We start from the raw sequence: 23137 nt of genomic DNA on the forward strand, positions 1-23137 counted from the left end.
TGCTACTTTCCAACTCCAACGTCTTTAACGCTTGCGATTTGCCCCAACGTAGATCGCACGCGAAGCATAGCAGTGTATGTGCAATATATGCGCTTAGCATTTTTAGCATCACTACTAAAATCGCCATTTACAAAGGTTTTAACATCTTCTTCTAAATCAGTGTTCACATTTCTAGAGGCAACTTTGTCGTATTGTAAACGCAAAGCCATATCCCACGCGCGCGTGCCAGAAACACAAGTGACTCCAGTGCCACTAAAGCATGTAAAATCAACGTCCCACAGCCAGCTCATGTCTCGCCCATCCGCGTATTCGTCACAAATCGCAATCATTGTGTCATGATTTGCAGGCTTATCCGAAGCGAGCGCAAGTCTAAATCCAATAGGATTTTTCACTAGAACAAGCTCCACAGGAGCGCCGTTAACTTCGATTACTTCGCCTCGACCAAATGCTGGCGTTACGCGAGAAATAGATTCCATAAGCGCATCGTCGTCGAATTTTGCGAGTGTTGCATCTTTTTTAGCAGCATCTGCCAAAATAGCGCGCACAATCGTAGACGCAGCAGCCGCGTTAAAAACGTTATACACGCCTCGCAGCTTAACGCTAGTGGTTTTTCTATGCCCATCAATCAAAAAATCGGCTTTATTATCTGCAACTTTTGCCAAAACAACATCTGCATGCGGAAGATTACGCGAATCGCCATTAAAATCGCCAGCCAAATCATTATGCAAATCGTCGTCGGTTGGAAACATGCTTCTTAGCGATTCGTCCAAACCGAAATATTTTACCTTACAAGACGGCAAAACATCTTTAGAAAGCGCAGAAATTCGCGGATCTTCGCGATTTAACACAACTACTCGCTTAGTTGCGTGCGCAACATTGCTCAACAATTTAGCTGTAGTGTCAATCTCGCCAAATCTATCTAACTGATCTCGCATAACGTTTAGAAGAAGCGAATAGCGCGGCTTTATTTGATTTACAAAATGCACCGCATAAGCTTCATCAAGCTCTAAAACAGCTATATCCGCATCTAACTTTGTGCCAAAAACAGGCATTTCTTGCACCAATGCTGCTACAACTCCGCGTGTAAAATTCGATCCCGTAGGATTTGTAAACACGCGCAATCCAGCATCTCTAAGCATAGACGCAACCATGCGAGTTGTAGTGGTTTTACCGTTAGTTCCAGAAATTAACACAACACCATAAGGTAATTTTCCTAGCGTTCTAGCCAAAAACCCAGGGTCTAGTGTTTCCACAACTTTGCCTGGTAAAGCACTTCCTCCGTGGTTTGTCGCGCGCGAAATCATCCTAACCAGTTTCCCTACAGCTGGCATTATGAATCCAAAACAACAGCGTTTTACCACTTTATTTTTGACGATCATCAATCCCCCTATTAACTCTACTGCTGATATGCCTGAGACTGATGCGAATCATAACCTTGAGCATCATTACCTTGCGAATATGATTGCGGCTGGTATCCTTGCGGCATATCTTTAAACTTAGACGTTGCTCCAAGAAAAGCTAGATTGAACGTTTCTGTAGGACCATTACGATGCTTTGCCATAATAATGTCTGCTTCGCCTGGACGATCTTCTTTGTTGTAAAAATCAGGTCTATGCACAAGAAACACAACGTCAGCATCCTGTTCAATAGATCCCGATTCGCGCAAATCTGAAAGCTGAGGCTTTTTATCGTTTCGCATTTCTGGTCCGCGGTTTAGCTGGCTTAGCGCAACAACTGGCACTTCTAGCTCTTTTGCTAAAAGCTTTAATGCACGCGAAAACTCCGAGACCTCTTGCTGCCTCGATTCGACTTTCTTTCCAGAAGTCATAAGTTGCAAATAGTCGATTACAACCAACTTTAGATCGTTCGTTTGCTTTAGTCGCCTGCATTTTGCGCGAATTTCCATAAGACTCATATTTGGGCTATCGTCTATAAAAAGCGGAGCGTCTTTCATTTTTGACCAAAACGCATTTAGCTTAGTCCATCTATCTGTTGTAATGTCTTCTGAAGTTCCGCGATGCATTGCCGTCATTGGAATATCCGTTTCGGCTGCAATTATTCTTTGAGCAAGCTCCAATTTGTTCATTTCTAGCGAGAACACGATTGTTGTCATATTGTGATGCAACGCTGCAGAACGCGCAAAGTCGATTCCAAGAGTTGACTTTCCCATTGCAGGCCTACCAGCTACGACTACCATTTGCCCTGGTTGCAAGCCTTGAGTCATGTCGTCAATATCTCTAAATCCTGTTGGAACGCCTTTTTCAATCTCGTTACTTTGCAACTTGTCTAATTGTTCAAGAGCATCTTGAACAACAGGACCAATAGCAGAATAATCCTGGTGAACTTTGCCAGAACTCATCTCGTAAACTTCGGATTGTGCAAGATTTACAACGTCTTCTGCTTGATCTCCCGTGGCAGAATACCCCATTTGCGCAATCTTTGTTCCAGCAGCAATCACATTTCGCAAAATCGCATTTTTGTGTACAATATCCGCGTAATATAACGCGTTTGCAGCTGTTGGAACTGATGCAACTAGACTATGCAGGTAGTCTGCTCCACCAATTTTCTCCAGGTTTTCGTCTTTTAGAAGCTCGTTTGCGACTAAAACAACATCTACTGGTTGTGAACCAGAAAATAAGCTTATGATCGCGTCGTAAATTGTTTGGTGTTTTGGCACATAAAAGTCTGCTGTTTCTAGGATTTGCGAAACTTCGCCAATGGCATCTTTGCTCATTAGCATTCCACCTAAAACGGCCATTTCCGCGTCTTCGTCGTGAGGCGGAACCTTGTCAAACAAAATACTGTTATATGATGCGTTGCCTGACTGGTTTGCGTCATTTCTACTTGACTTCCACATATCATTACCTGCCATAGAATCGAGTATAAACGCCCGCACGGAGCACACCAACAAAAGTTGATATAAACCAACACAAGTCGCAAGTTGAATATTTCACATATTTGAATATTTCACATATTTACATACTTACAGACTTGCAGACTTCATCCAATCATCTGTTTTAACCCTATGAGAATTTCCTAAAGCTCTTCCACCAATGTATACAAGGTTCAGAGCCACCCACAATGACACGGTTCTAATTATGTCAGTAGAGCAGAAAGCTATATTTACGAAGCACATTGCACTAATCGCAAGAAGGTACACAATAGCTGTAATCGAGCACGATTTGGCCAAATACTTGTGGTCTCCAGCTCCGATTAGCACTCCGTCTAAAGCCCACATAAATCCAGATAACGGCAAGAAAATTCCAAGAATCGTCATTCCTATTGAAACTAAAAGTTGTATTTCTACGTTTGGGCTAAATAACGGGGATAGTAGCCATCCTGCAAATATCATTAAAATTCCAACGATTACGCTACTTAATGCTCCTACTTGTGCGCATATTTTTGTGATTATGTTAGCGCGTTTTAATAATCCAGCTCCAAGCGCAGAGGCGACTATTGTTTGAGCAGCAATCCCTATAGCGTCTAATATGTTCATAACAAAATTCCAGCAAGAATTTGCAACTTGGTATGCAGCTAAAGTATTTGTTCCAAGACGAGCAGCCGCTGCAACAGTGGCAACCATGCACGCGCGCAACGCCAATGTGCGTATAAACAGCGGAATACCACTTCCAGCGCTTTTAAGTATGCTATGCGCTTGCGGACGCAAACGTGCTTTTTCACGAGCTGCCCAAAAAATCGCTGGAAGCGTTAAAACAATACCCATATACCATTGCGCTATCATTGTTGCTATTCCAGATCCAAAAATGCCAAGATTCATTCCAAACACAAATAGAATATCTAAAATAGCGTTTAGCACAGCTCCACTTATTGCAGCAAAAAGTGTGATTTTTACTTTGCTAAGTCCTCTGAATATGCCATTTGCCGCGTAAATTAGTAGCATCGCAGGCAATCCTGGCATAACAGTTTGAGTGTAAATAATCGCGTTTTTAAGCGTATCTCCACTTGCACCAAAGCTTTGACAAAGCGGACCTGCGAACACCATTAAAACAAGCGTTAAAACAACACCTAACCCAAGAGCCAGCCATAGACCGTCCATTCCAACGCTTAGTCCTTGACGATTTTTCCCAGCACCCAATAGTCTCGCGACTTGGCTTGTGGTGTTGTATGCCAAAAACAGGCATAGTCCCGTTGTTGTTAAAAGCACAGTTGATCCTATTGAAAGCCCTGCAAGTTGCGTTTTGCCTAAATGACCTACTATTGCGGTGTCTATTAAAACAAACGCTGGCTCTGCAATAAGCTGTCCAAATGTAGGAATAGCTAGAGAAAATATATGCTTTAGTAAATCTTTTTTGTTTATAGCAGATTCTTTATCTTCTTGTCTATTGGTAGCTGCGTTACTCTTGGCTATTGTCATAATGCACTATTGTACTGTCGAAAAAACTTATTAGATTAAGTATTTAATAAAACTATTATTTTTATTACTTTTATTATTTTTATTACTTATTACATTACTTTTCTAAATCTGATGTTCGGTAGCTTGCGACTTTTCCTTTTTATTTCGCTATCATAAATATTTGCCAATTGCAAATCAAAATTGTTTTTGGAAAAGTTATCCGCAGGATATCCACAATGTTATCCCCCATTTGTGTATAACTTTTTGAGATACACACAGCAACACGCCTAAAATGTGGATAACTCAAAGTTTTTATCCACATCACTTAGCCCGTGTGTGTCATAATCTTGAGATATTCACACCAATGGGGGATTACTTTACACAAACTTTGATATTTTATTGCTTCTTTTGAGATTTCTTAGAATTACTTCTAGATTTATCTGACTTATTTTCCACAGAACTAGAATCAGATTCTTCTGAATTTTCTGACTCTTTTCCATCATTTTCAGTTTCAATTTTCTCTTCGCCCAATTCAACTTCGTCTTGCGATTGAGCAGAAACATTATCATCAGAATGAGCTGAATTATCGCCAGCAACCGTTGAATCACCATCTGCATCTACAGAATCACCATCTGCATCTACAACTGATTCATCAACAGAAATAGCTACTGGAGTAAGAACTGCCACTTGGGTTTTCCCTTCTTCAGAATCAGCAACTTCTACAACAGCTCCAGCTCTAGCTTGAGCAATACTCGAAAAGTCATATGCGCGCTCACCCTGATCTGCCAAATCAACACCCTTACGCTCTTTAGCTTCCGATATTCTCCAACCAAAAAGCTTCTCTAAACCAAATGCAACTAAGGCAGTAACTGCACCGGAATAAAGAACAGTGATTACAAGTAAACAAATCTGAGCGATAAGCTGATGCCAGTCACCAACGCAAAACAGTCCGCTACTATCAGCAAATAATCCCACTGCAAAAATACCGATAAGAGCAGCGATGCCGTTCACGCTCACAACATGAAGCGCTCCATCATAACGCGCAAAAGTCTTAGAATGCGTTGCAAGGCATGTAACGACACCAACAATAACTCCTAATACCATTGCCCATAAAGGCGCAATCACATCTGCAGCGGCAGAACTAGCGGCCAAACCCGCCATAATTCCAGACGCGGCGCCAACAGCAGTAAAACAACCTGAACGCAAACGCTCTGTAACCCCCCAAGCAAGCATAGAAGCAGATGCTGTAATAGTGGATGAAACCCAAGCATATCCAGCAACTCCAGGAAGACCTACAGAAGATCCAATCATTAAGCCAAGCCAGCCAAACCAAATAATAAAAATTCCCAGAACAACAAACGGTACATTATGCGGATGGCGTTTTAGAACATTTACAGAATTATCAGCAACATCACTAACAGCTTCAACAGAACCATTAGAATCTTCTGCCTTAGAAGATGATGAACCCGTATTAGTCTCTAATTTACTAAATCTCGCAACGTCAGCCCACAATGCACGAACCAAATTTCCCTTATGCTCAAAATTATTACTACTGTTACCTTGAACAGTAGAGGATTTGGTATGAAGCACAAATCGCTTTAACGGGAAGTGCGCATGACCACCAATAATTAGCACGATTGCAAGCGCAGAAACTGCTGCAGTCAGGTGCAGCAACGATCCTCCAGCAAAATCATGTACTTGAATTCCTAAAGCTTGTGATATTGCGCCATTAGGGGAAAGCAATCCCCCTCCGCAAACCATATGCGCTAGAGGAGCAAATACTAAAGTGACCCATACCGCCACGAATATAAGCCAAATTGCGTATTTTACGCGTCCAGCCAACGCACCAGTAATAAGAGCAACCGCTACGACAGCGCACGCTAATCTAAAGGCTGCTGGAATACCTCCGCCCGACAAGCCTGTGTTTGCGTCCATAGAAGTAAAAATTCCATGATCTGCAACCATTGAATCACGTAGAAGCAAACCACTCACAGGATCACCCACAACGCCGCCAATCATGTCTTTACCAGCGAAAGCCATTGACCATCCCCATAGCGTCCAAACTATGGTTGTTACCGCAATAGCTCCAGCAGAAAGCATCATCATATTGACCATAGATGTTGCTCGTTCGCGACCGCCATAAAATAGAGCAATCCCTGGCGTAATTATAAACACTAAAGCAGCGGCCAATAATGCCCATTGCGGATCCATTGCGGTCATCTTTCACCTCACAATACACAACCCTCGGCGGTTATGTCTTCAATATTCTATTTTATATGTTCTTTTATATTCTACTCAACTGGCGCTGCGTGATTAATAACTAATTACGATAGATTAATCCAATATTCCATCCACAAAACTTTCTGGATCGAATGGAGCTAGATCGTCTGGACCTTCTCCCAATCCGACAAGCTTCACAGGAACGCCTAACTCTTTTTGAACAGAAACCACGATACCGCCTTTCGCGGAACCGTCTAACTTAGTTAAAACCACACCTGTAATTCCAATTGCCTCAGCAAAAACTTTTGCCTGGACCATGCCATTTTGACCAGTTGTAGCATCAAGAACCAAAAGGACTTCATCTACAGGAACAGTTTTTTCAATAACTCGGCGAATTTTGCCAAGCTCGTCCATAAGATTTGCCTTATTTTGCAGCCTTCCAGCCGTGTCTACAATCAAAACATCTGAATTGGATTCCTTAGCTTTGGCGGCACCGTCAAATGCTACAGAAGCTGGATCTGCACCGTCTTTTTCGGATCGAACGATTTTAACACCTACAGCATTTGCCCAAGTTTCAAGCTGGTCGGCAGCTGCAGCGCGGAAAGTATCTGCTGCAGCTAATATTACAGAACGATTTTTAGAAACCATTAGTCGCGCAAGCTTTCCAGCAGTAGTGGTTTTACCAGTGCCATTTACACCAACCATCATGATTACACTTGGCTTATGAGCTTTAGAAGAATCCGCATTTAGGCTTCTATCTGTTTTGGCACCAACGATATCCAGCAATTTTGCACGAAGTATTTCACGTACATCTTGTGCGCTTGCTGTTCCAGAAATCCTAGCATCTTTTCTAAGTGATTCAACCAACTCATCACTTGCCTGTGCTCCAACATCTGCCATTAAAAGCGTATCTTCTACATCTTGCCAATCGTCTTCACTAAGATTATCTTTGCTCAATATATTGAACAGAGCACGACCAAAAGGATTCGCACTATTAGCAAGTTTAGAGCGCAATCTTGTAACTCGAGAGGCAACGTTTTCGGGCGCAGATTGATCAACATTACTATCACTTTTAGCTACGCTAGGCAGTGGATTATCTTTGCTAGTAGGTATTAAAGGACCTCGCGACTTACTGATAATTCTCAGCACAACTGCCGCAGTCACTAAAAGCACTGCTAAAACAACTGTGCCAACAGTGGACCATATAATCAAATCTAAATCCATAACTATATTCATATAATAAAGACTATGAAATTAAAGGGACAGTTGATTAGAATGTAACGAAGACTGTTGCTACAGTAAGCAAAAATCACGTAAATATTAGCATTTTAATACAATGCTTTTGTAAGTTAATTTTGTAATCAGAAATTGAATTGGGGTATTGCGTATGGAAAACTCGCCATTGATTGATGTTTATGGAGCAGATTGGTGTGGCGATTGCATCAGAGCTAAAGCTGCGCTTAATAAGTTTAATGCTGCTTTTACTTGGCATAACATTGAATCTGAAGAAGGCGCCGAACAAAAGGCTATTGATATTAGTGGGCAGAAGCATATTCCTGTCGTTACTTTTAGCGATGGAAGTTTTATGGTTGAGCCGACTGCAACTCAGATTAAAGAAAAACTTGAAGAATTAGGACAGATCAATTTGTGATTTTTGCCTGCAATTTTGCAGCAACTTGCCACAAGACACACGCTACATGTAGCCATAAGTTGTATTAGTCTACAAAATGTAGTATACTTGGCATTTGTTGCCCCTTTAGCTCAATTGGCAGAGCAGAGTCCTTTTAAGTCTTGGGTTGTGGGTTCGAGTCCCACAGGGGGCACTTTTTTATACTCATTTGCATTTCGAAGCACTGCCTGCACAACAGCAATGCTCTCACCACGTAAAACTATGTCATCACCGCAAGAACATTGTTGCACACGAATAGAATGGTTTTGTAATGTTGAGGCGGCTTCGGCATTAATTGCACATTCAGTCGCACCTAAAAATATATCGTCAACAATATCTTTTGAACCGTATACAAAAACATCATCTAAATCAAGTAAGCTAACAGACGGAGCAAGCACATGTCCAAGTGAACGACCTGCTTCCTGTAGCATTGTCGTCCTGTCTAAAGGATTCTCATTAATTCTTCTTCGTAAGTTTGCTGCAGATATAAAAGTCTCTAAACAACCACGCTTACCACACGTGCATTGTGGACCATCTGGATCAACAACTACGTGACCGATTTCGCCTGCAGCATGATGACTCCCCAAAACGAGCGAATCATCGATTAACAATGCTGCGCCTACGCCAACAGCGATTTGAACAAAAATGCCAGTTGCTCTGCCAGCTCCACAAAAACGTTCACCGATCAAAGCACTATTCGCATCATTATCTACCGTACAGAACTTACCAAAATGTTGTTGAAACATCTTGCGCAAAGGCACATTCTTCCACCCAAAATTCGCAGTTTCAACTACTACACCATCTTCATCAACAATACCTGGGACAGCAACACCAAAACCAAGTATATGTGAGGCACCATCAAGTAGTGACTCAGCCAAAGCAATTACAGTTTCAGGCGTAATAGCAGTAATTTTATCAAAGGATTTTTCAACTCTAGTTACAATTTCACCGCGTAAATTCATTACAGCAGCTTGCAACAAAAATGGCATTGATAAGTCCAGAACAACCACATTCCAATATTGATCATCTACACTTACTAAAGTTCCTTTTTTACCAGGTCGCGTTGGTTGTTCATATCCATTTTCCATCAGAAAGTGTTTATCTAACATGTCAGACACGACTTCGCACGCAGCAACTCGCGATAATCCAGTTTTCCTACCAATTTGTGCTCTAGACATAGGACATGATGAAAAAATTTGTCCAAAAACCATCATGCGATTATTGATTCGTACATCAGCGGGTTCATGTTTTTTAGTAACTGTCATAGAAGGTGATAGAAAGCAAGACAAGGCATTATCATCAGTTGTTCCAAACATGACACTCCTCAAGTATAGGGCTGTTGCAGCATACTGAAAGTAAGTACTACATCGTACCATCCCACCAATAGGCCAAATCATCAGGAAAAATGTTGTCAGCACATGTACTCACAACAAAATTTCACAATAAACTATATTGTACACTCTCAACCATTGTAGCCAGCTGTAACACATACGCGCTAGGCATAATTACCATAATTATTAACAACAATTTCATCCCAATATACACACAAGTGTTTGTATATTTCTTGGACTTTACAACAAATAAATAATTTGTTAAGATAGTTAACATTGAATGTTCCTACGACATAGATGCCGCCGGCAATCAATACACAACTCGTCAAAGTCGACAAGTAAAGCTTCAAAGAAAGGAAGCGCCATGCATAGTGGAAAGAAAATTATTGGCATCATTGCAGCAGCGAGCGCCGCTCTACTATCGCTTGCTGGATGCGGTAACACCAATAACTCGAGTTCATCAGCGCAAGTTGATACTAAAACACCTGTTAACCTCACTGTGTGGACTGGTAATACAACACCAACAAAAGCAGCAGCAGCAATATTTGAAAAGAAATATCCAAACGTAAAAATTAAAGTAGAAACTGTAACAGACGCTTATCAGGCTCTGGATACAGCCATTCAAGCTGGATCGGGAATTCCAGACGTTATGGAATTTGAGTACTTGACAGTTCCTTATTTCGCAATTCAAAACAAACTTGTAGATTTAAGCACTCTTGGCGCAAATAATGATAAAGGCACATTTGTGAAAGGCGCATGGCAGGACATCAGCTTCAACAATAAGCCATACGCAATTCCAATGGATTACGGTCCAAGCGTTATGTTCTACAATAAGGCAATATTAGAAAAAGCAGGAGTAAGCAAAGTACCAGAAACTTGGGAAGAATATTACCAAGCAGCTAAGAAAGTAAAAGCGCTCGGAGACAAGTACTACATAACAAATGACGCAAGCGATATCTTCACATTGCTATCTCTTGTATGGCAAGCTGGAGGGCATCCATTTAAGGTGAACGGAACCACTGCTCATATTAACGTAAAAGATCCAAAGATGCAGGAAGCTGTATCTTACTATCAGAAGATGATTCAAGAAGGATTGATTGCAACTAATATCAAAACTTGGTCCGATGATTGGAACAGAGCTTTAAACGATGGAACTATTGCCACACAAATCATAGGAGGATGGTTCACCTCTAGCATTAAAGATCGCGCTCCAAAACAAGCTGGAAACTTCCGTGTTGCCCCTATGCCTCAATGGAAAGCGGGCGAACAGTTGAGCGCAGAAAACGGCGGCTCTGGCTTTGCTATTCCAGCGAAAGCAAAGAATCATCAATGGGCTTGGAAATTCTTGCACTTCCTTGCCTACGATAAGGAAGGCGTAAAAGCACGCGTTGATGCTGGAGTATTCCCTCCAAATGTTTCCGTACTTAAGAATAACGAATTCCTCTCTTCTACTGACCCTTACTTCGGAGACCAGAAGTACCGTGAGCCTATTGCCGATTCAGCTCAAAAAGTAGGAGAAGGATGGCAGTACCTTCCGTTCATGGAAAAAGTGCGTGATCTATATGGTGACAATATGGATTATGCAAAAGTAGCCAAAGGCGAATCACTGCAAACTCAGCTAGAAAACTGGGCTAAGCTGTGCATCGACTATGGAAACAAACAGGGCTTCACAGTAAGCAAATAATGTTTACTAATAATAGCAAATAAACTCATTACCATTTAAGGTGCTGTTGGTGCTACAACACCAACAGCACCTAATTTAACTGAAAAGTTTTTACATTGGGGGAAAGCAATGATATTGAACACTTCTAAAAATAAACGAGCGAATTTAACACGGCAACGCAATGGAATTAAACGCGAAGGAGCTGCTGGTTGGATGTTCGTGCTTCCATTTTTGCTTCTCTTTACCTTCGTGTTTATTATTCCACTTGTATACTCGATGTACATTAGTTTCTTTGGACACCAATTAATTGGCGGAACCGTGTTTGTCGGCGCAAAAAACTATCTCGAACTTTTGAGAGATCCACTATTGTGGCAGGGTATTGCACGCGTCCTCATATTTACAGCAATCCAAGTCCCTCTAATGTTAATAATTTCCATTTGTCTAGCGCTTGCTATCGATTCGAAACGTCTATATGGTACAAACTGGTGCAGAATCTCAATATTCATTCCATACGCTGTTCCTGGTGTTATCTCCACATTAATGTGGGGGTTCATCCTTGGAACTAGGTATGGTCTGTTCAAGAATTTTAATGAGATATCTCATACTGATATAAATCCATTTTCTCCTTCATTTATCATGATTTCTATCGGAGTAATGATTAGCTGGGCTGCTATTGGATATAACATGCTCATCTTCTATTCTTCATTAAAGGCTATTTCACCAGATCTTTACGAAGCTGCTGTAATTGACGGCGCAAGCTATCGCCAAATAGATCGTTATATCAAGCTTCCAGAGATTAGAGGCTCACTGGCTATAACTACTATCTTCTCAATAATAGGTAGTGTACAGCTTTTCAACGAGCCGCAAATTTTGTCAAAAATGGTTGGAGGCACTGGCATTACAACCAGTTGGACACCAAACTTATACATTTACAATCTAGCTTTTGGTGACTCTTCACAGGGATATGCTGCTGCAGCAGCATTGATTATGGCAATTATTGTCATTGTCGTTACATTTACGATTCAAATTCGCAATATGCGCAAAAATGTCACCGCTGATTAACCATAGACGAAATATGCAACGAAGCATCCAAAAGGAAGAACAAATGATTAATACAACAAAATCATCAAATAATCAGGCAGCGATGCCTCCACTCACGAGGTTCTACACTGTTGAACATCCAAAGAAGAGTCCAATGATGACATTCTGGGTGTATCTATATCTATTATACGCTCTCGTTCCATTTGTTTGGCTATTCATAAATGCTACAAAAACTAAGGCTGATTTTGCTTCTACATTCGGTCTATCATTTGGATCCTCATTCGCTCTATGGGACAACATAGTAGAGGTATTTACATATAACAATGGCATTTTTGCACGATGGATTCTAAATACGGTCCTATACACAATAATTGGCACTATCATTTCTGTATTGTTTGCAACTATGGGAGGATATGCTCTAGCAAAACTCAATTTTAAAGGCAAACACTTTATTTTGCTAACCATCTTAGGATCTATGGCAATTCCAGGAGTACTGCTTGTAGTTCCACAGTTCTTGATTTTCTCGCAGCTTGGTTTAACAAACACTCCTTGGGCTGTAATAATTCCATCTCTACTAAACCCATTTGGTCTATATTTAATGTGGACATTTTCAGGGCAAAGTGTTCCAACTTCTCTTATAGAAGCAGCACGTATCGATGGTGCTGGAGAAGGACGCATTTTCTTCCAAGTTGCATTACCACTTATGAAACCATCATTGGTAACAGTGTCATTGTTCGCATTTGTTTCTATTTGGTACAATTACTTCCTTCCATTGATAATGCTGAAAGACTCTAAATGGTATCCATTGGCATTAGGTCTTGCACAGTGGAATGCTCAAGGCAATGAAGGTGGCAATATGCCTATTATTCCAAACCTAGTCATTACCGCATCTTTGCTAGTCGTATTCCCACTGATTCTGCTCTTCTTGGCATTGCAACGCTACTGGCAATCAGGCTTAGCAATTGGAGCTACAAAAGGGTAACCAGCTAAATCTGCTTTTATTGCTTCTGACAGTTTTATGCTGTCAGAAGCATAATTAATCTATACGTATTCTTAACTTTTACTAACACGATTTGGAGCATGTAATGGCTAGGCCATCTATTTATAATGACAATACTTGTTGGGATGAGCCAACATATACTTGCATATCTTCCAACTATGCAAAAACTGATTGGATAACAAATCCTCAGGTTTTTGCCGTTAACACTATTTCAGCGCATTCACATCATCATTACACAATAAATGACACCATACCAATACAGTCACTTAATGGAACGTGGGAAGTAAAGCTACTTTCTTCCCGCGTATTCAACCCTGAAAACTTAGATGAGGATATTAAAAATTACGAAGATTCTTCATATCAAACAATCTCAGTTCCATCTCACTTACAGATGAATGGTCTATTAAAACCGCAATACGTTAACGTTCAGTACCCTTGGGATGGTCATGAGGACGTTAAAGCACCAAATGTTCCTTCCTTAAATCACGTGGCAATTTATAAGAAACATTTTGTTTTACAAAATAATCTTAAACAGATTTTGAACGAAGAAGGTAAAGCTACTATTACCTTCCATGGAGCACAAACAGCTATTTATGTATGGATTAACGGAAAGTTTGTTGGATATAGTGAAGACTCTTTTACGCCGAGTGAATTTGATATTACTCAATTTTTAAAAGATTCTGAAAATAGTATTGTTGTAGCGTGCTACGAATTTTCTAGCGCATCATGGCTAGAGGATCAAGATTATTGGAGACTACACGGCATTTTCCGTTCCGTTGAACTGTGTGCACATCCTTCCAACCATATATCAAATCTTCATGTTGATGCAGATTATATTAATGATACAAATACTGGGAAACTCGCATTCAGAGCAAACATTGAAGGAGACAATTTAAAAGATATTACACTACACGCTTACATTACAAATCATAAATACAGCAACGATAAATTCACAAATAATAATAATAATAATGAGATTTTGTGGGACTGCACGCTACCTGCACAAACGATTACTGAACTAAAACAGACTACTATTACTAAAGCACTACCTTGGAGTGCTGAATACCCTGCGCTATATGACTTACATATTGATGTTGTAAGCAAAGAATCAAATATTATTGAACATGTAGTGCAGCCGATTGGTTTTAGACATTTTGATATTGAAAACGGCATAATGAGATTAAACGGAAAACGCATTATTTTCAAAGGCGTAAACCGTCATGAATTTAATTGCGACAGAGGCCGAGCAATAACATATGATGACATGGTTTCCGATGTGCTTTTTTGTAAGCAACACAATATAAACGCTGTACGAACTTCTCACTATCCTAATCAAGATGCTTGGTACGATTTATGCGACGAATATGGGCTATATATTATTGACGAGACTAATTTAGAGACACATGGAACGTGGTCAGATGGGCGCGGAAACATAACTCCAGAATGCGTTATTCCTGGAAGTAGAGATGAATGGCGTGCCGCGTGCGTAAATCGCGTCGATAACATGATTCAACGCGATTACAATCACCCTTGTGTGCTTATTTGGTCTCTCGGAAACGAATCCTTTGGTGGAGACGTATTTCGTTCTATGTATCATCATGCTCATGCTCTAGATGCACATCGCCCAGTGCATTACGAAGGGCAGACTATGGATAAGTCTTGGCGCGATACTAGCGACATTGAAACACGCATGTATGCTCACGCAGATGAAATAGAAAAATACGTGTCAAACAACCCAGATAAACCTTATATATCTTGCGAATACATGCATGCTATGGGGAATTCATTGGGAAACATGAACGAGTATGTTGCTCTTGAAAAGTATCCGCATTACCAAGGTGGTTTTATTTGGGATTTCATCGATCAGGCAATAAAACAAACCCTACCAGACGGAAGCACGCATTTGGCATATGGTGGCGACTTTGATGATCGACCTACCGATTATGAATTCTGCGGCAACGGTCTATTATTCGCAGATAGAAAACCAAGTCCTAAGGCCATTGAGGCTAAACAACAATATGCAAATATAAGACTATATCCAAACGAAAATGGTGTTCGCATAGAAAATCATCAGCTTTTCATGAATACTGAAAATTACGTATTCTTGGCAAAATTACGCGTTGACGGCAAAATTATGTGGTCTCAAACATATACGTGTAATGTGGAACCTGAAAATGATTTTGAAATGCCCATAGAGTGGCCATTAGAACAGTATCAAAGCAGTGGGGAAGAAATTACTTTTGAAGTTTCGTGCACGCTTGCAAAATCTACACGTTGGGCACAAAAAGGATACGAATTATCGTTCGGACAATACACAATATTAACTAAAAATTCAGAATCACAAGCTAAGCAAATATCAAATGCACGATTACATAAAGATGGCACTGTTACTATTGGACGCTGGAACGCAGGAACACGTAACTCTTCGATCGAAACGCTTTTTTCATATTCACAATGCGGGCTTATTTCATACCGTCTTGACGAACGAGAATTTGTGATTAAACGTCCTTTGATCACTACATTCCGAGCACTAACAGACAATGACCGCGGTTGCAAGCATGGTTTTGAGCGTGCTCAATGGTATGTAGCAGGTAAATATGCTAAATGCGTAGATCAAACAGCTGAGAAGCTCGACGACAATACGCTACAAATTGTATACAAATATGAACTTGCTAACGCAGATCATACAATAGTGAATTTAACATATGTGTCTAAAACATCAGGAGATTTACACATTGAACTAAATTATGTTCCTTCTGGAAAAGATTTACCTTCCATTCCAGCATTTGGATTGGAATGGATGCTACCAATAGAATACAGAAACCTTGAATTCTACGGTATTGGTCCTGTTGAAACATATGCAGACCGCACCAGTGCGGGACGTTTAGGGATTTGGAAAACAAATGCTTTTGACGATTTTATGCCATATCTTGTTCCACAAGAAACTGGCAATCATGAAAAAGTAAGATGGGCAAACGTAACAGACGATTCTGGGCATGGCATGCGTATTCAGCGGCATAATAGTACTAGCAACTTCTGCGTAAGTTTACTTCCATACAGCAGCACTATGATAGAGGAAGCACAACATATAAGTGATTTAGGTGACTCAAAACATATGTTCTTGCGAATTCTTGCAGCACAAATGGGAGTCGGCGGCGATGATTCGTGGGGCTCGCCTGTGCATCCCGAATATCATTTGCCTGCCAATAAACCATATTCTCTAAATGTGGATTTGCAATTATTCTAACCCTCCCTCCTATAGCCAATACCGCTGATATAGTTACAAAAAAGTTTCTATGTCAGCGGTATTTTATTGCTATTGAAATAAATTTATATCAGAGTTTTCTTTTCTACTACTCGTCTTGTGCAACTAGTGGATAGCATGATTGAAGAGCTACATATTGACGAATACTAGTTATTCTCACAGTTAACGATACTGCACGAATCGCGTCAAAACGTAGAATTTTGCGATATCCTATGGCATGAACATCTGAAACATGATGATTTACTCCACATTCATCAACAACGTGAATTTCAGCTGTTTCAACGTGTTGTCCTTTACTAATATCTTCTTCAATAACTAAGCCATCAATATAAGTAGGTTCAGTAAATACCATACGAAAATCAATCGGCTTAGAAGATGACAATGCTGTACCCTGTTTTCTGTCAACCAAGTACTTTGGATTTCCTTCATATGTATTAGGACTTAAAACTTGTATTGATAATGCTTCATGATCTCGTAATTCGCGCCCATGGAATTTACGAATCTTATCGCCCAATTCTTTTAAAATTTTAACATCAGAATCTGCTAACAAACCATGACGTGTCGGTGGCACATTCAACAAAAGTGTTGAGTTACCCCCTACAGATTTACACCATATATCAAATAATTCATCAGAACTGCGAACATTATTATCCTCATTATCGTGATGGAACCAACCTTTGCGAATAGAGGTATCAACTTCTGCTGGATACCAAGCAAAATCGCCTTCGTAGTGTGCAAGCGCCTTACGAGACCCTAAATCTTCATCAGTAGACGCAAATTTGCGAGAGAACTTACCATCATCTGATTGTTGTGATTTTGAAGAGGTTAATTCAGCACTACGTAATTCTGTAGGTAATACGCTCCACTCATTAGAGCGCGTATGACCAGCTTCATTGCCGCACCAACGCACATCTGGACCGCAAACACTGATAACAGCATCTGGCTGCAGCGCCCGGACTGTATTATAGATTCGTTGCCAGTCATAAGTTTGCGTTTTACCATTCTCACCCTCGCCGCAAGCACCATCAAGCCATACGGAAAAAATAGGACCATAGTGCGTTAGCAATTCAACAAGTTGATTAATATAAAAATCGTTGTAAACTTTGCCAGTGCCATATGATGATTCTGTACGATCCCATGGTGAAAGGTATACGCCAAATCTCATATTATGTCGATAAGCTGATTCACTAACTTCGCGCACAATATCTCCTTTTCCATTTTTATATGGAGAGGACGCAATGGTATGCTTGGTGTACTTTGAAGGCCACAAGCAAAAACCATCATGATGCTTGCAAGTTAGAATCACGCCGGTCATACCTGCCGATTGTAGAGCATCAAGCCACTGGTCAACATCTAAATTATCTGGATTGAATATCTTCGGATCTTCGTGACCAAGCCCCCATTCACGATCTGTCATAGTATTCATTCCAAAATGAATAAAACCATACATTTCCATGCGCTGCCAAGAAATTTGACGTGCTGTAGGCCTTACATTTGCTAAATAATCCTCATTCATGCTGCCACCCTGCTTTAGCAATCAATGCAACTTCACATCGAACAATCAATTGTTTACTATATTAACAAAAAACAAGGATGTGCGCCAGTTAAATCATTATCCGCATATTCAAAAAGCAGTATTCTAAAGTCTTTCAGACATAAAAAATCCCCATGCACAAATAGGCATAAACACTAAATACACATGGGGATACACTAACAGAATAGACTAATTATATACACCTATAATGGCTATTTTTGTCGCACTTTCCTACTATGTCTAACAAGTAAATGAAAAGCAAAAAATGTTAACGAAAGCACCGAGACGCCAGTCACACTACTACCTCCAGCAACCAACATGCCACGAGAGCACTTCTCACGTTTTTGACACAAGCCATTCTTACGAATAGTAGGCTGCTTATTTTCGCTCATTCTCAGTCCACTGACATTCGAATCACTTGAACCATAAGAATTATCCGACTGTCTTGAATCAGTAGAAACACCACCTGAATCAAGAACAGACGGACCAGACATAGACTTATTCCGCTTAGCCTTTGACATACCATCATGATTATCACCAGACTCCAACGTCACACTTGGACCATAAGAATTATCCAACTGTCTTGAATCAGTAGAAACACCACCTGAATCAAGAACAGACGAACCATGCTTAGATTTTGGAGTCTTCTTTTGCTCAGTCTTAGAAATCACTTTAATTTCACTAATAGTTGGACTACCCGGATGCCCATTATACATATCAACATTCGGATATACCTCATCTATCTGCACACGCAATTCGCTAGCATATTGAGAATTCTCGAAATTGATATCACTGAGATCTTCCTTTGCAGCATTATCTTTTCCATATATTCTTTCCCATGAGCTCTCACTATACGCTGAACGATCACACTGATTTTTTGTCCATAAGGAGAATTTTTTAATGCGATGGTTCACGTTACCCTCAACAAATTCTTCAATTTGCACAGCATCGAACTTAGCATTGCACCCTAATGTGATATCAAGCGTCACTGGATAATTTGGATTATCTGGAGCTGCCCAACGCGTAGATATGTCACCGTCAGTTAAGGATTTAGCAGCATACTCCGGCTCAGTACGTGATTGACTTGCTATAACATTCTTATCTTTCGCAATGTTCTTTGGTTCTATATCCTCAATTTTTTTACGTTCATAAGCTGCGTTATTTTCCAACCAATACAGCAATCGAGCACGACCTCCGCCAACACGTTCTAGTTTTACATCCTGCTCATCATCACCATCTTTAAGCGGAACTGTCTTAGCTATGTATGTACGCGGATCAACCTGCATGAGTATTGCATTTCTAGAAGGTCTTTTTACAGTAAGCGTGATATCCTGTGCCGTTTCAGCATAAGAACCATTATCATTACGTGTTGATAAATAATATGATGGATAGCGAGTATCACCAGTTAAAGCATTAACTACCAACAATGCCTTTGGTGCATATTTACTTTCACCAAAAATCTTTTTACGAATTTCCTCATTAAGATCTTTTAGTGTTGAGAAATGACCGACAAGCACATCTCCAGGTTTTCCGTTATTAACAGTTCCGACATTCTTTACGGTAATCTTTTGCAACCCAAATTCTGCATTCGCTAGCTTTCCCTCCGTGCTGTCAAAAGCTCCCATACGGAATCCCTGAATATTCGGAGCAGATGCACGATCTGCATATACGCCAGATTTCAATCCTGCATACTCATTATTCATTGCAACCAAGTATTTCCCAAGGCCCTGCACATCTTTGAAAATGCTAGAAAATTCGTAGAAGCTTCGCGTTGGAGCTCCATCTTGGTCAATAATCGAACTGCGATCATAAGCATTATATTCCATACGGAATAGCCCAAACCATTTTTGGCCAGTAGCTAATCCTATCATAGGAACAATCGACTTTTGAGAAGCAGAAACATTAGCATCCCAGTTGTAATCTAAATATTGTCCAAATAGAACTGGCTGACTGCAATCACCTGTCAAACCCTCTAGGGCTGCTTGTCTCTGAGAAGTCCATAGCTTATTCTGCAACATGTTTGCCACAATTTTACTTGGCTTTGGACCTTGACCTGCACCATAATAATATGTATCCCACGAAACAAGATCAGGCTTTGCTGTTTTGACAAAATGACTCATATTGGAATGCGTTTCCCAACCAAGACCAAGAGCTTGATTAGAATGCACTATTGCCCCAGGATACCTATTCTTAGACCAACTGAACCATCGATTAAATTTCTGTACTTCACTTTCGCTATAACCTCCCTCATCACCATATTGAATATCAACAAGACTATTAGCATATGGCTTCATTTCTTCAGTCAAAAAATCTTTAGGTACACTATTTTCACCCATACTATTGCCACCCTTTGGAGCTTTAGCAAGTGACCAAGGCACACCTTTCCCTAATTGCCGCATCAATGGAGCATTAAATAAAGGCTTATCATAGAACATAGGGAACGATCCGCCAGTTAAACGGCGTTCTGCATCGTTATAAACTCCACGCCCATAGCCTTCAGAAGGTACCCAAGTTGGCAATAATACACCGTATTGCAATGCCAATGCTTGTGCACGATTCACACCATATTTATTTTCATTTGCATTAAAACTGGTATATTTAGGTTTTTCATCAGGTACTTTAATTTCTTTTGGATTCTGACCCTCAGGCAACCCCCACACTTCTACTTCTTCCAATCTCATCCCAGTGGCACCTATTCCGTTTTGCTGTGGATCGTGAATTTTGGGCTTGTTAAGCCACACACGTATATCTTGTGTTTTATGATAACCGTTCAAATCCCAATACCATAAGCCATCACTATCACGCGTAAGGCTTGCATTGGTGACAACCGTATTCCAATTGTCACCAGCTTTGACATCAATAGCAACAGAATGCCCTCCTTGCCACCCAGGGGAGCCAGCTGGCATGGTCGGCCAACCATAAGCTTGTATACGTCCTACATAACGAGGGCTATTTAAATGAATTGTAAAACCAGTTGATTTGTTAGACCATTCAGCGCTATCTTTCAAACTCGTAGTATTCCAAGAAGTGGCACGCATACCATCCGTAACAATTAGATTGTCATTATCATTTGCACCATTTATCTTCACAGTTGCATTAATTTTTTCATTGCCACGGAAATCTGTGTCAACCTTTGTCACATTTACAACATATGTACTTGCAGCATTACCAACAACAACTTTTGCAACTATAGCATTAACACCTTTTGTTAACGGAATGCCCGATACTCTTCCATCAGAATCCACCTTGCGGCCATTGATAGTAGCCGTAGCCCCAGTGGGCAACTTAACTCTGGCAGACACAGAGGTTGTATGATAGTATGCAGTAGATTCATAAGTATATTGCGATGGACTGAAAGTAACTGGCTTACCAGGAGCACCAAATGGCAATTGATCAATGAAGAAATCAATAGGCGCAGCTGTTGCATCACCCCGTCCTTGTTTCTTCATATGTTCAACTGGTAAACATGGAACAAGTTTGATGTCTGAAGCCGACATATCTTTTTTGCTACTATCAACTGCTTTAAAACCAACCAACGTCAATATTGGCTTATTGGTAGATTTAAACGAGATAATTTGCGGCTCATTGATACCTTTTAAACCACCAGTTGCAATCAATTCGCCATTATTAAATTTCGTTTGATGAACTTTAGAACGCCAATTAATATCTTTCTTATCAGATGGATTTCCTGGATCTTTATCGAATGCAAAAACACTATAAACACCTGGCGCATTCGAATTACCTTGCACTGATTCATACGATGGCCGCGCAGTATACTGAATTCCACAAACCTCTCTATTAGTATTATTTTTTATAGCGAGAATGTGTGGGAAATTATCGTATCCACCTTGCCATTTTGTTGTCCAAAACGTTTTAGCACTATCCACGCTCCCATCGCTATCAGTAAGCGCAGAAATGGTACCATTTGGCTTTTTCTCACCATTTTTTTCTTCAGAACTTGCCCACAGTATTGAGGGATGGAATGGATCAATTGAATCTTCCTGTGGCACTGAAGCTTGTGCAATCATCGGACTAGCCATACTGATCGACAAAGCAAATATTGCGCCGCCTTGCAACAATCGTCGAAACTTCATGGGATTCCTTTCTTCATTAAGCCAGCCATCCACATCTCTTCATCGAAATGTAAATATGTGTACCTCAAACAAAGATAAAATCGATAAAAACGCACACACATTTGTGCGGTTAATGCACAAATGACTGAATTACATACGGGCTGCCATCGCTGCCAGCCACAGTTATAAATAATCAAGAGCAACAATATGCATCGCATATACGTATTGTTTACACTCATTATAATAACCAGAATTAATTGTATACTAAGTTAACAAAAAACACCATACACTCAAAACCACAAGTTTTATCAATACACAACTAAAAACACTGCAGCGCAAAATAAGAAATTACAAAAATCTTATTTACAACGATACAGTGTTAAAAAATACTCTAATCAGAATCTCTGGTGGGGTTTATTGGTATAAGGGTTATTTATTCTCCAGCGAAAACCACACCTTTTCGAAGCATAATATTCGCATATTGAGCACGTTCACCAGTAGCAACCACACAATACGCATTCTTCGCTTCATCATAAAATGCAAAACGCTCCAAGGTTCCTATGGTATTAGCGCCGCGCTTATCAAAACCAGAAATAATATCTTCATAGTCTTTCCAAATTGGAGTTTCACAAGAATCCCCTGGAACAACTTCCATAAGAGTAACTGGCTTAGATGTGTACTGGTCAAGAGGCATAAGCTTCAATATCGCTTTTAGCAATTCTGAAGTACCATGACCATCACAACGAACAACAATTGCATCTTTTCCTACCGATTCGGTTGGAAAATTTCCATCTGCCAAAACCAAAACGTCTCCATGTCCCATTTCGCAAAGTACTTTCAATAATTCTGGCGATATAATGGGATCAATGCCCTTTAACATAGAAATCTCCTTTGATTTACACAATAACTATTTCCGTTAGTTGACAATCATTGGCAACTAATAGGTTGAATAATATCACACGATATTAATAAAAAATTCCATAATTA

14 protein-coding genes, 1 tRNA gene and 1 pseudogene are annotated in these 23137 nt (G+C 40.3%); 7 read left to right on the forward strand and 9 right to left on the reverse strand.

Going from position 1 to position 23137, the window contains the following annotated elements; all coding sequences use genetic code 11:
• Positions 1–2 precede the first annotated feature (2 nt).
• The 5 genes from HXT46_RS06555 to ftsY form a co-directional block, all read right to left on the reverse strand.
• Positions 3–1304, reverse strand: a complete 1302-nt coding sequence (locus tag HXT46_RS06555; RefSeq protein WP_048730810.1) for a Mur ligase family protein — start codon at positions 1302–1304, stop codon at positions 3–5.
• Between the two features lie 92 nt (positions 1305–1396).
• A complete protein-coding gene (gene dnaB, locus HXT46_RS06560) occupies positions 1397–2872 on the reverse strand; it encodes a replicative DNA helicase (protein WP_004116417.1) in 1476 nt (491 codons plus the stop codon).
• A gap of 111 nt (positions 2873–2983) precedes the next feature.
• Positions 2984–4375, reverse strand: coding sequence for an MATE family efflux transporter (locus HXT46_RS06565; RefSeq protein ID WP_004114095.1), 1392 nt, complete (start codon positions 4373–4375; stop codon positions 2984–2986).
• A gap of 375 nt (positions 4376–4750) precedes the next feature.
• Complete coding sequence (locus HXT46_RS06570; protein ID WP_174190742.1) at positions 4751–6574, reverse strand: ammonium transporter; 1824 nt, start codon at positions 6572–6574, stop codon at positions 4751–4753.
• A gap of 114 nt (positions 6575–6688) precedes the next feature.
• Positions 6689–7810, reverse strand: a complete 1122-nt coding sequence (gene ftsY, locus HXT46_RS06575) for a signal recognition particle-docking protein FtsY (protein WP_020760895.1) — start codon at positions 7808–7810, stop codon at positions 6689–6691.
• Between the two features lie 151 nt (positions 7811–7961).
• On the opposite strand from ftsY, the gene HXT46_RS06580 reads away from it, so the two are divergent.
• Positions 7962–8225, forward strand: a complete 264-nt coding sequence (locus tag HXT46_RS06580) for a glutaredoxin domain-containing protein (protein ID WP_004114090.1) — start codon at positions 7962–7964, stop codon at positions 8223–8225.
• Between the two features lie 99 nt (positions 8226–8324).
• Positions 8325–8397 (forward strand) — tRNA-Lys (locus HXT46_RS06585).
• A gap of 103 nt (positions 8398–8500) precedes the next feature.
• Here the strand turns inward: HXT46_RS06585 and HXT46_RS06590 are convergent.
• Positions 8501–9457: pseudogene (locus tag HXT46_RS06590) on the reverse strand (ROK family protein); the annotation flags it as partial.
• Between HXT46_RS06590 and HXT46_RS06595 the strand changes: the two are divergent.
• The 5 genes from HXT46_RS06595 (at position 9351) to HXT46_RS06615 (ending at position 16525) form a co-directional block, all read left to right on the forward strand.
• Positions 9351–9596, forward strand: a complete 246-nt coding sequence (locus HXT46_RS06595; protein WP_226913180.1) for a hypothetical protein — start codon at positions 9351–9353, stop codon at positions 9594–9596. The pseudogene HXT46_RS06590 and the gene HXT46_RS06595 sit on opposite strands and share 107 nt — an antisense overlap.
• A 342-nt stretch (positions 9597–9938) precedes the next feature.
• Positions 9939–11258, forward strand: a complete 1320-nt coding sequence (locus HXT46_RS06600; protein ID WP_004114086.1) for an ABC transporter substrate-binding protein — start codon at positions 9939–9941, stop codon at positions 11256–11258.
• Positions 11259–11366: 108 nt separating this feature from the next.
• Positions 11367–12299, forward strand: coding sequence for a carbohydrate ABC transporter permease (locus HXT46_RS06605; protein WP_004114084.1), 933 nt, complete (start codon positions 11367–11369; stop codon positions 12297–12299).
• 43 nt (positions 12300–12342) lie between these two features.
• Positions 12343–13260 (forward strand): carbohydrate ABC transporter permease, encoded by a 918-nt coding sequence (locus HXT46_RS06610; RefSeq protein ID WP_004114082.1) that lies wholly within the window; start codon positions 12343–12345, stop codon positions 13258–13260.
• 103 nt (positions 13261–13363) lie between these two features.
• Positions 13364–16525: a glycoside hydrolase family 2 TIM barrel-domain containing protein gene (locus HXT46_RS06615; protein WP_421785965.1), complete on the forward strand. Its 3162-nt coding sequence runs from the start codon at positions 13364–13366 to the stop codon at positions 16523–16525.
• A 106-nt stretch (positions 16526–16631) separates the two neighbouring features.
• On the opposite strand, the gene HXT46_RS06620 is transcribed toward HXT46_RS06615, so the two are convergent.
• From HXT46_RS06620 to HXT46_RS06630, 3 genes are all read right to left on the reverse strand, one after another.
• Positions 16632–18059: an alpha-L-fucosidase gene (locus tag HXT46_RS06620; RefSeq protein WP_004137675.1), complete on the reverse strand. Its 1428-nt coding sequence runs from the start codon at positions 18057–18059 to the stop codon at positions 16632–16634.
• A gap of 230 nt (positions 18060–18289) precedes the next feature.
• Entirely contained in the window at positions 18290–22171 is a 3882-nt protein-coding gene (locus tag HXT46_RS06625) for a discoidin domain-containing protein (RefSeq protein WP_421785967.1), read from the reverse strand.
• Positions 22172–22583: 412 nt separating this feature from the next.
• Positions 22584–23030: an RbsD/FucU family protein gene (locus HXT46_RS06630; protein ID WP_004114069.1), complete on the reverse strand. Its 447-nt coding sequence runs from the start codon at positions 23028–23030 to the stop codon at positions 22584–22586.
• Between the last annotated feature and the right edge of the window lie 107 nt (positions 23031–23137).

Source organism: Gardnerella sp. DNF01204, assembly GCF_049244145.1.
Lineage (GTDB): Bacteria > Actinomycetota > Actinomycetes > Actinomycetales > Bifidobacteriaceae > Bifidobacterium > Bifidobacterium vaginale.

What these genes read in the sequence shown, in the direction of transcription:
- HXT46_RS06555 (WP_048730810.1), bottom strand. Translation starts at nt 1,304, where the DNA reads ATGATTTCGCGCGCGACAAACCACGGAGGAAGTGCTTTACCAGGCAAA.
- HXT46_RS06570 (WP_174190742.1), bottom strand. Translation starts at nt 6,574, where the DNA reads ATGACCGCAATGGATCCGCAATGGGCATTATTGGCCGCTGCTTTAGTG.
- ftsY (WP_020760895.1), bottom strand. Translation starts at nt 7,810, where the DNA reads ATGAATATAGTTATGGATTTAGATTTGATTATATGGTCCACTGTTGGC.
- HXT46_RS06605 (WP_004114084.1), top strand. Translation starts at nt 11,367, where the DNA reads ATGATATTGAACACTTCTAAAAATAAACGAGCGAATTTAACACGGCAA.
- HXT46_RS06595 (WP_226913180.1), top strand. Translation starts at nt 9,351, where the DNA reads ATGTCAGACACGACTTCGCACGCAGCAACTCGCGATAATCCAGTTTTC.
- dnaB (WP_004116417.1), bottom strand. Translation starts at nt 2,872, where the DNA reads ATGGCAGGTAATGATATGTGGAAGTCAAGTAGAAATGACGCAAACCAG.
- HXT46_RS06620 (WP_004137675.1), bottom strand. Translation starts at nt 18,059, where the DNA reads ATGAATGAGGATTATTTAGCAAATGTAAGGCCTACAGCACGTCAAATT.
- HXT46_RS06630 (WP_004114069.1), bottom strand. Translation starts at nt 23,030, where the DNA reads ATGTTAAAGGGCATTGATCCCATTATATCGCCAGAATTATTGAAAGTA.
- HXT46_RS06600 (WP_004114086.1), top strand. Translation starts at nt 9,939, where the DNA reads ATGCATAGTGGAAAGAAAATTATTGGCATCATTGCAGCAGCGAGCGCC.
- HXT46_RS06565 (WP_004114095.1), bottom strand. Translation starts at nt 4,375, where the DNA reads ATGACAATAGCCAAGAGTAACGCAGCTACCAATAGACAAGAAGATAAA.
- HXT46_RS06615 (WP_421785965.1), top strand. Translation starts at nt 13,364, where the DNA reads ATGGCTAGGCCATCTATTTATAATGACAATACTTGTTGGGATGAGCCA.
- HXT46_RS06580 (WP_004114090.1), top strand. Translation starts at nt 7,962, where the DNA reads ATGGAAAACTCGCCATTGATTGATGTTTATGGAGCAGATTGGTGTGGC.
- HXT46_RS06625 (WP_421785967.1), bottom strand. Translation starts at nt 22,171, where the DNA reads ATGAAGTTTCGACGATTGTTGCAAGGCGGCGCAATATTTGCTTTGTCG.
- HXT46_RS06610 (WP_004114082.1), top strand. Translation starts at nt 12,343, where the DNA reads ATGATTAATACAACAAAATCATCAAATAATCAGGCAGCGATGCCTCCA.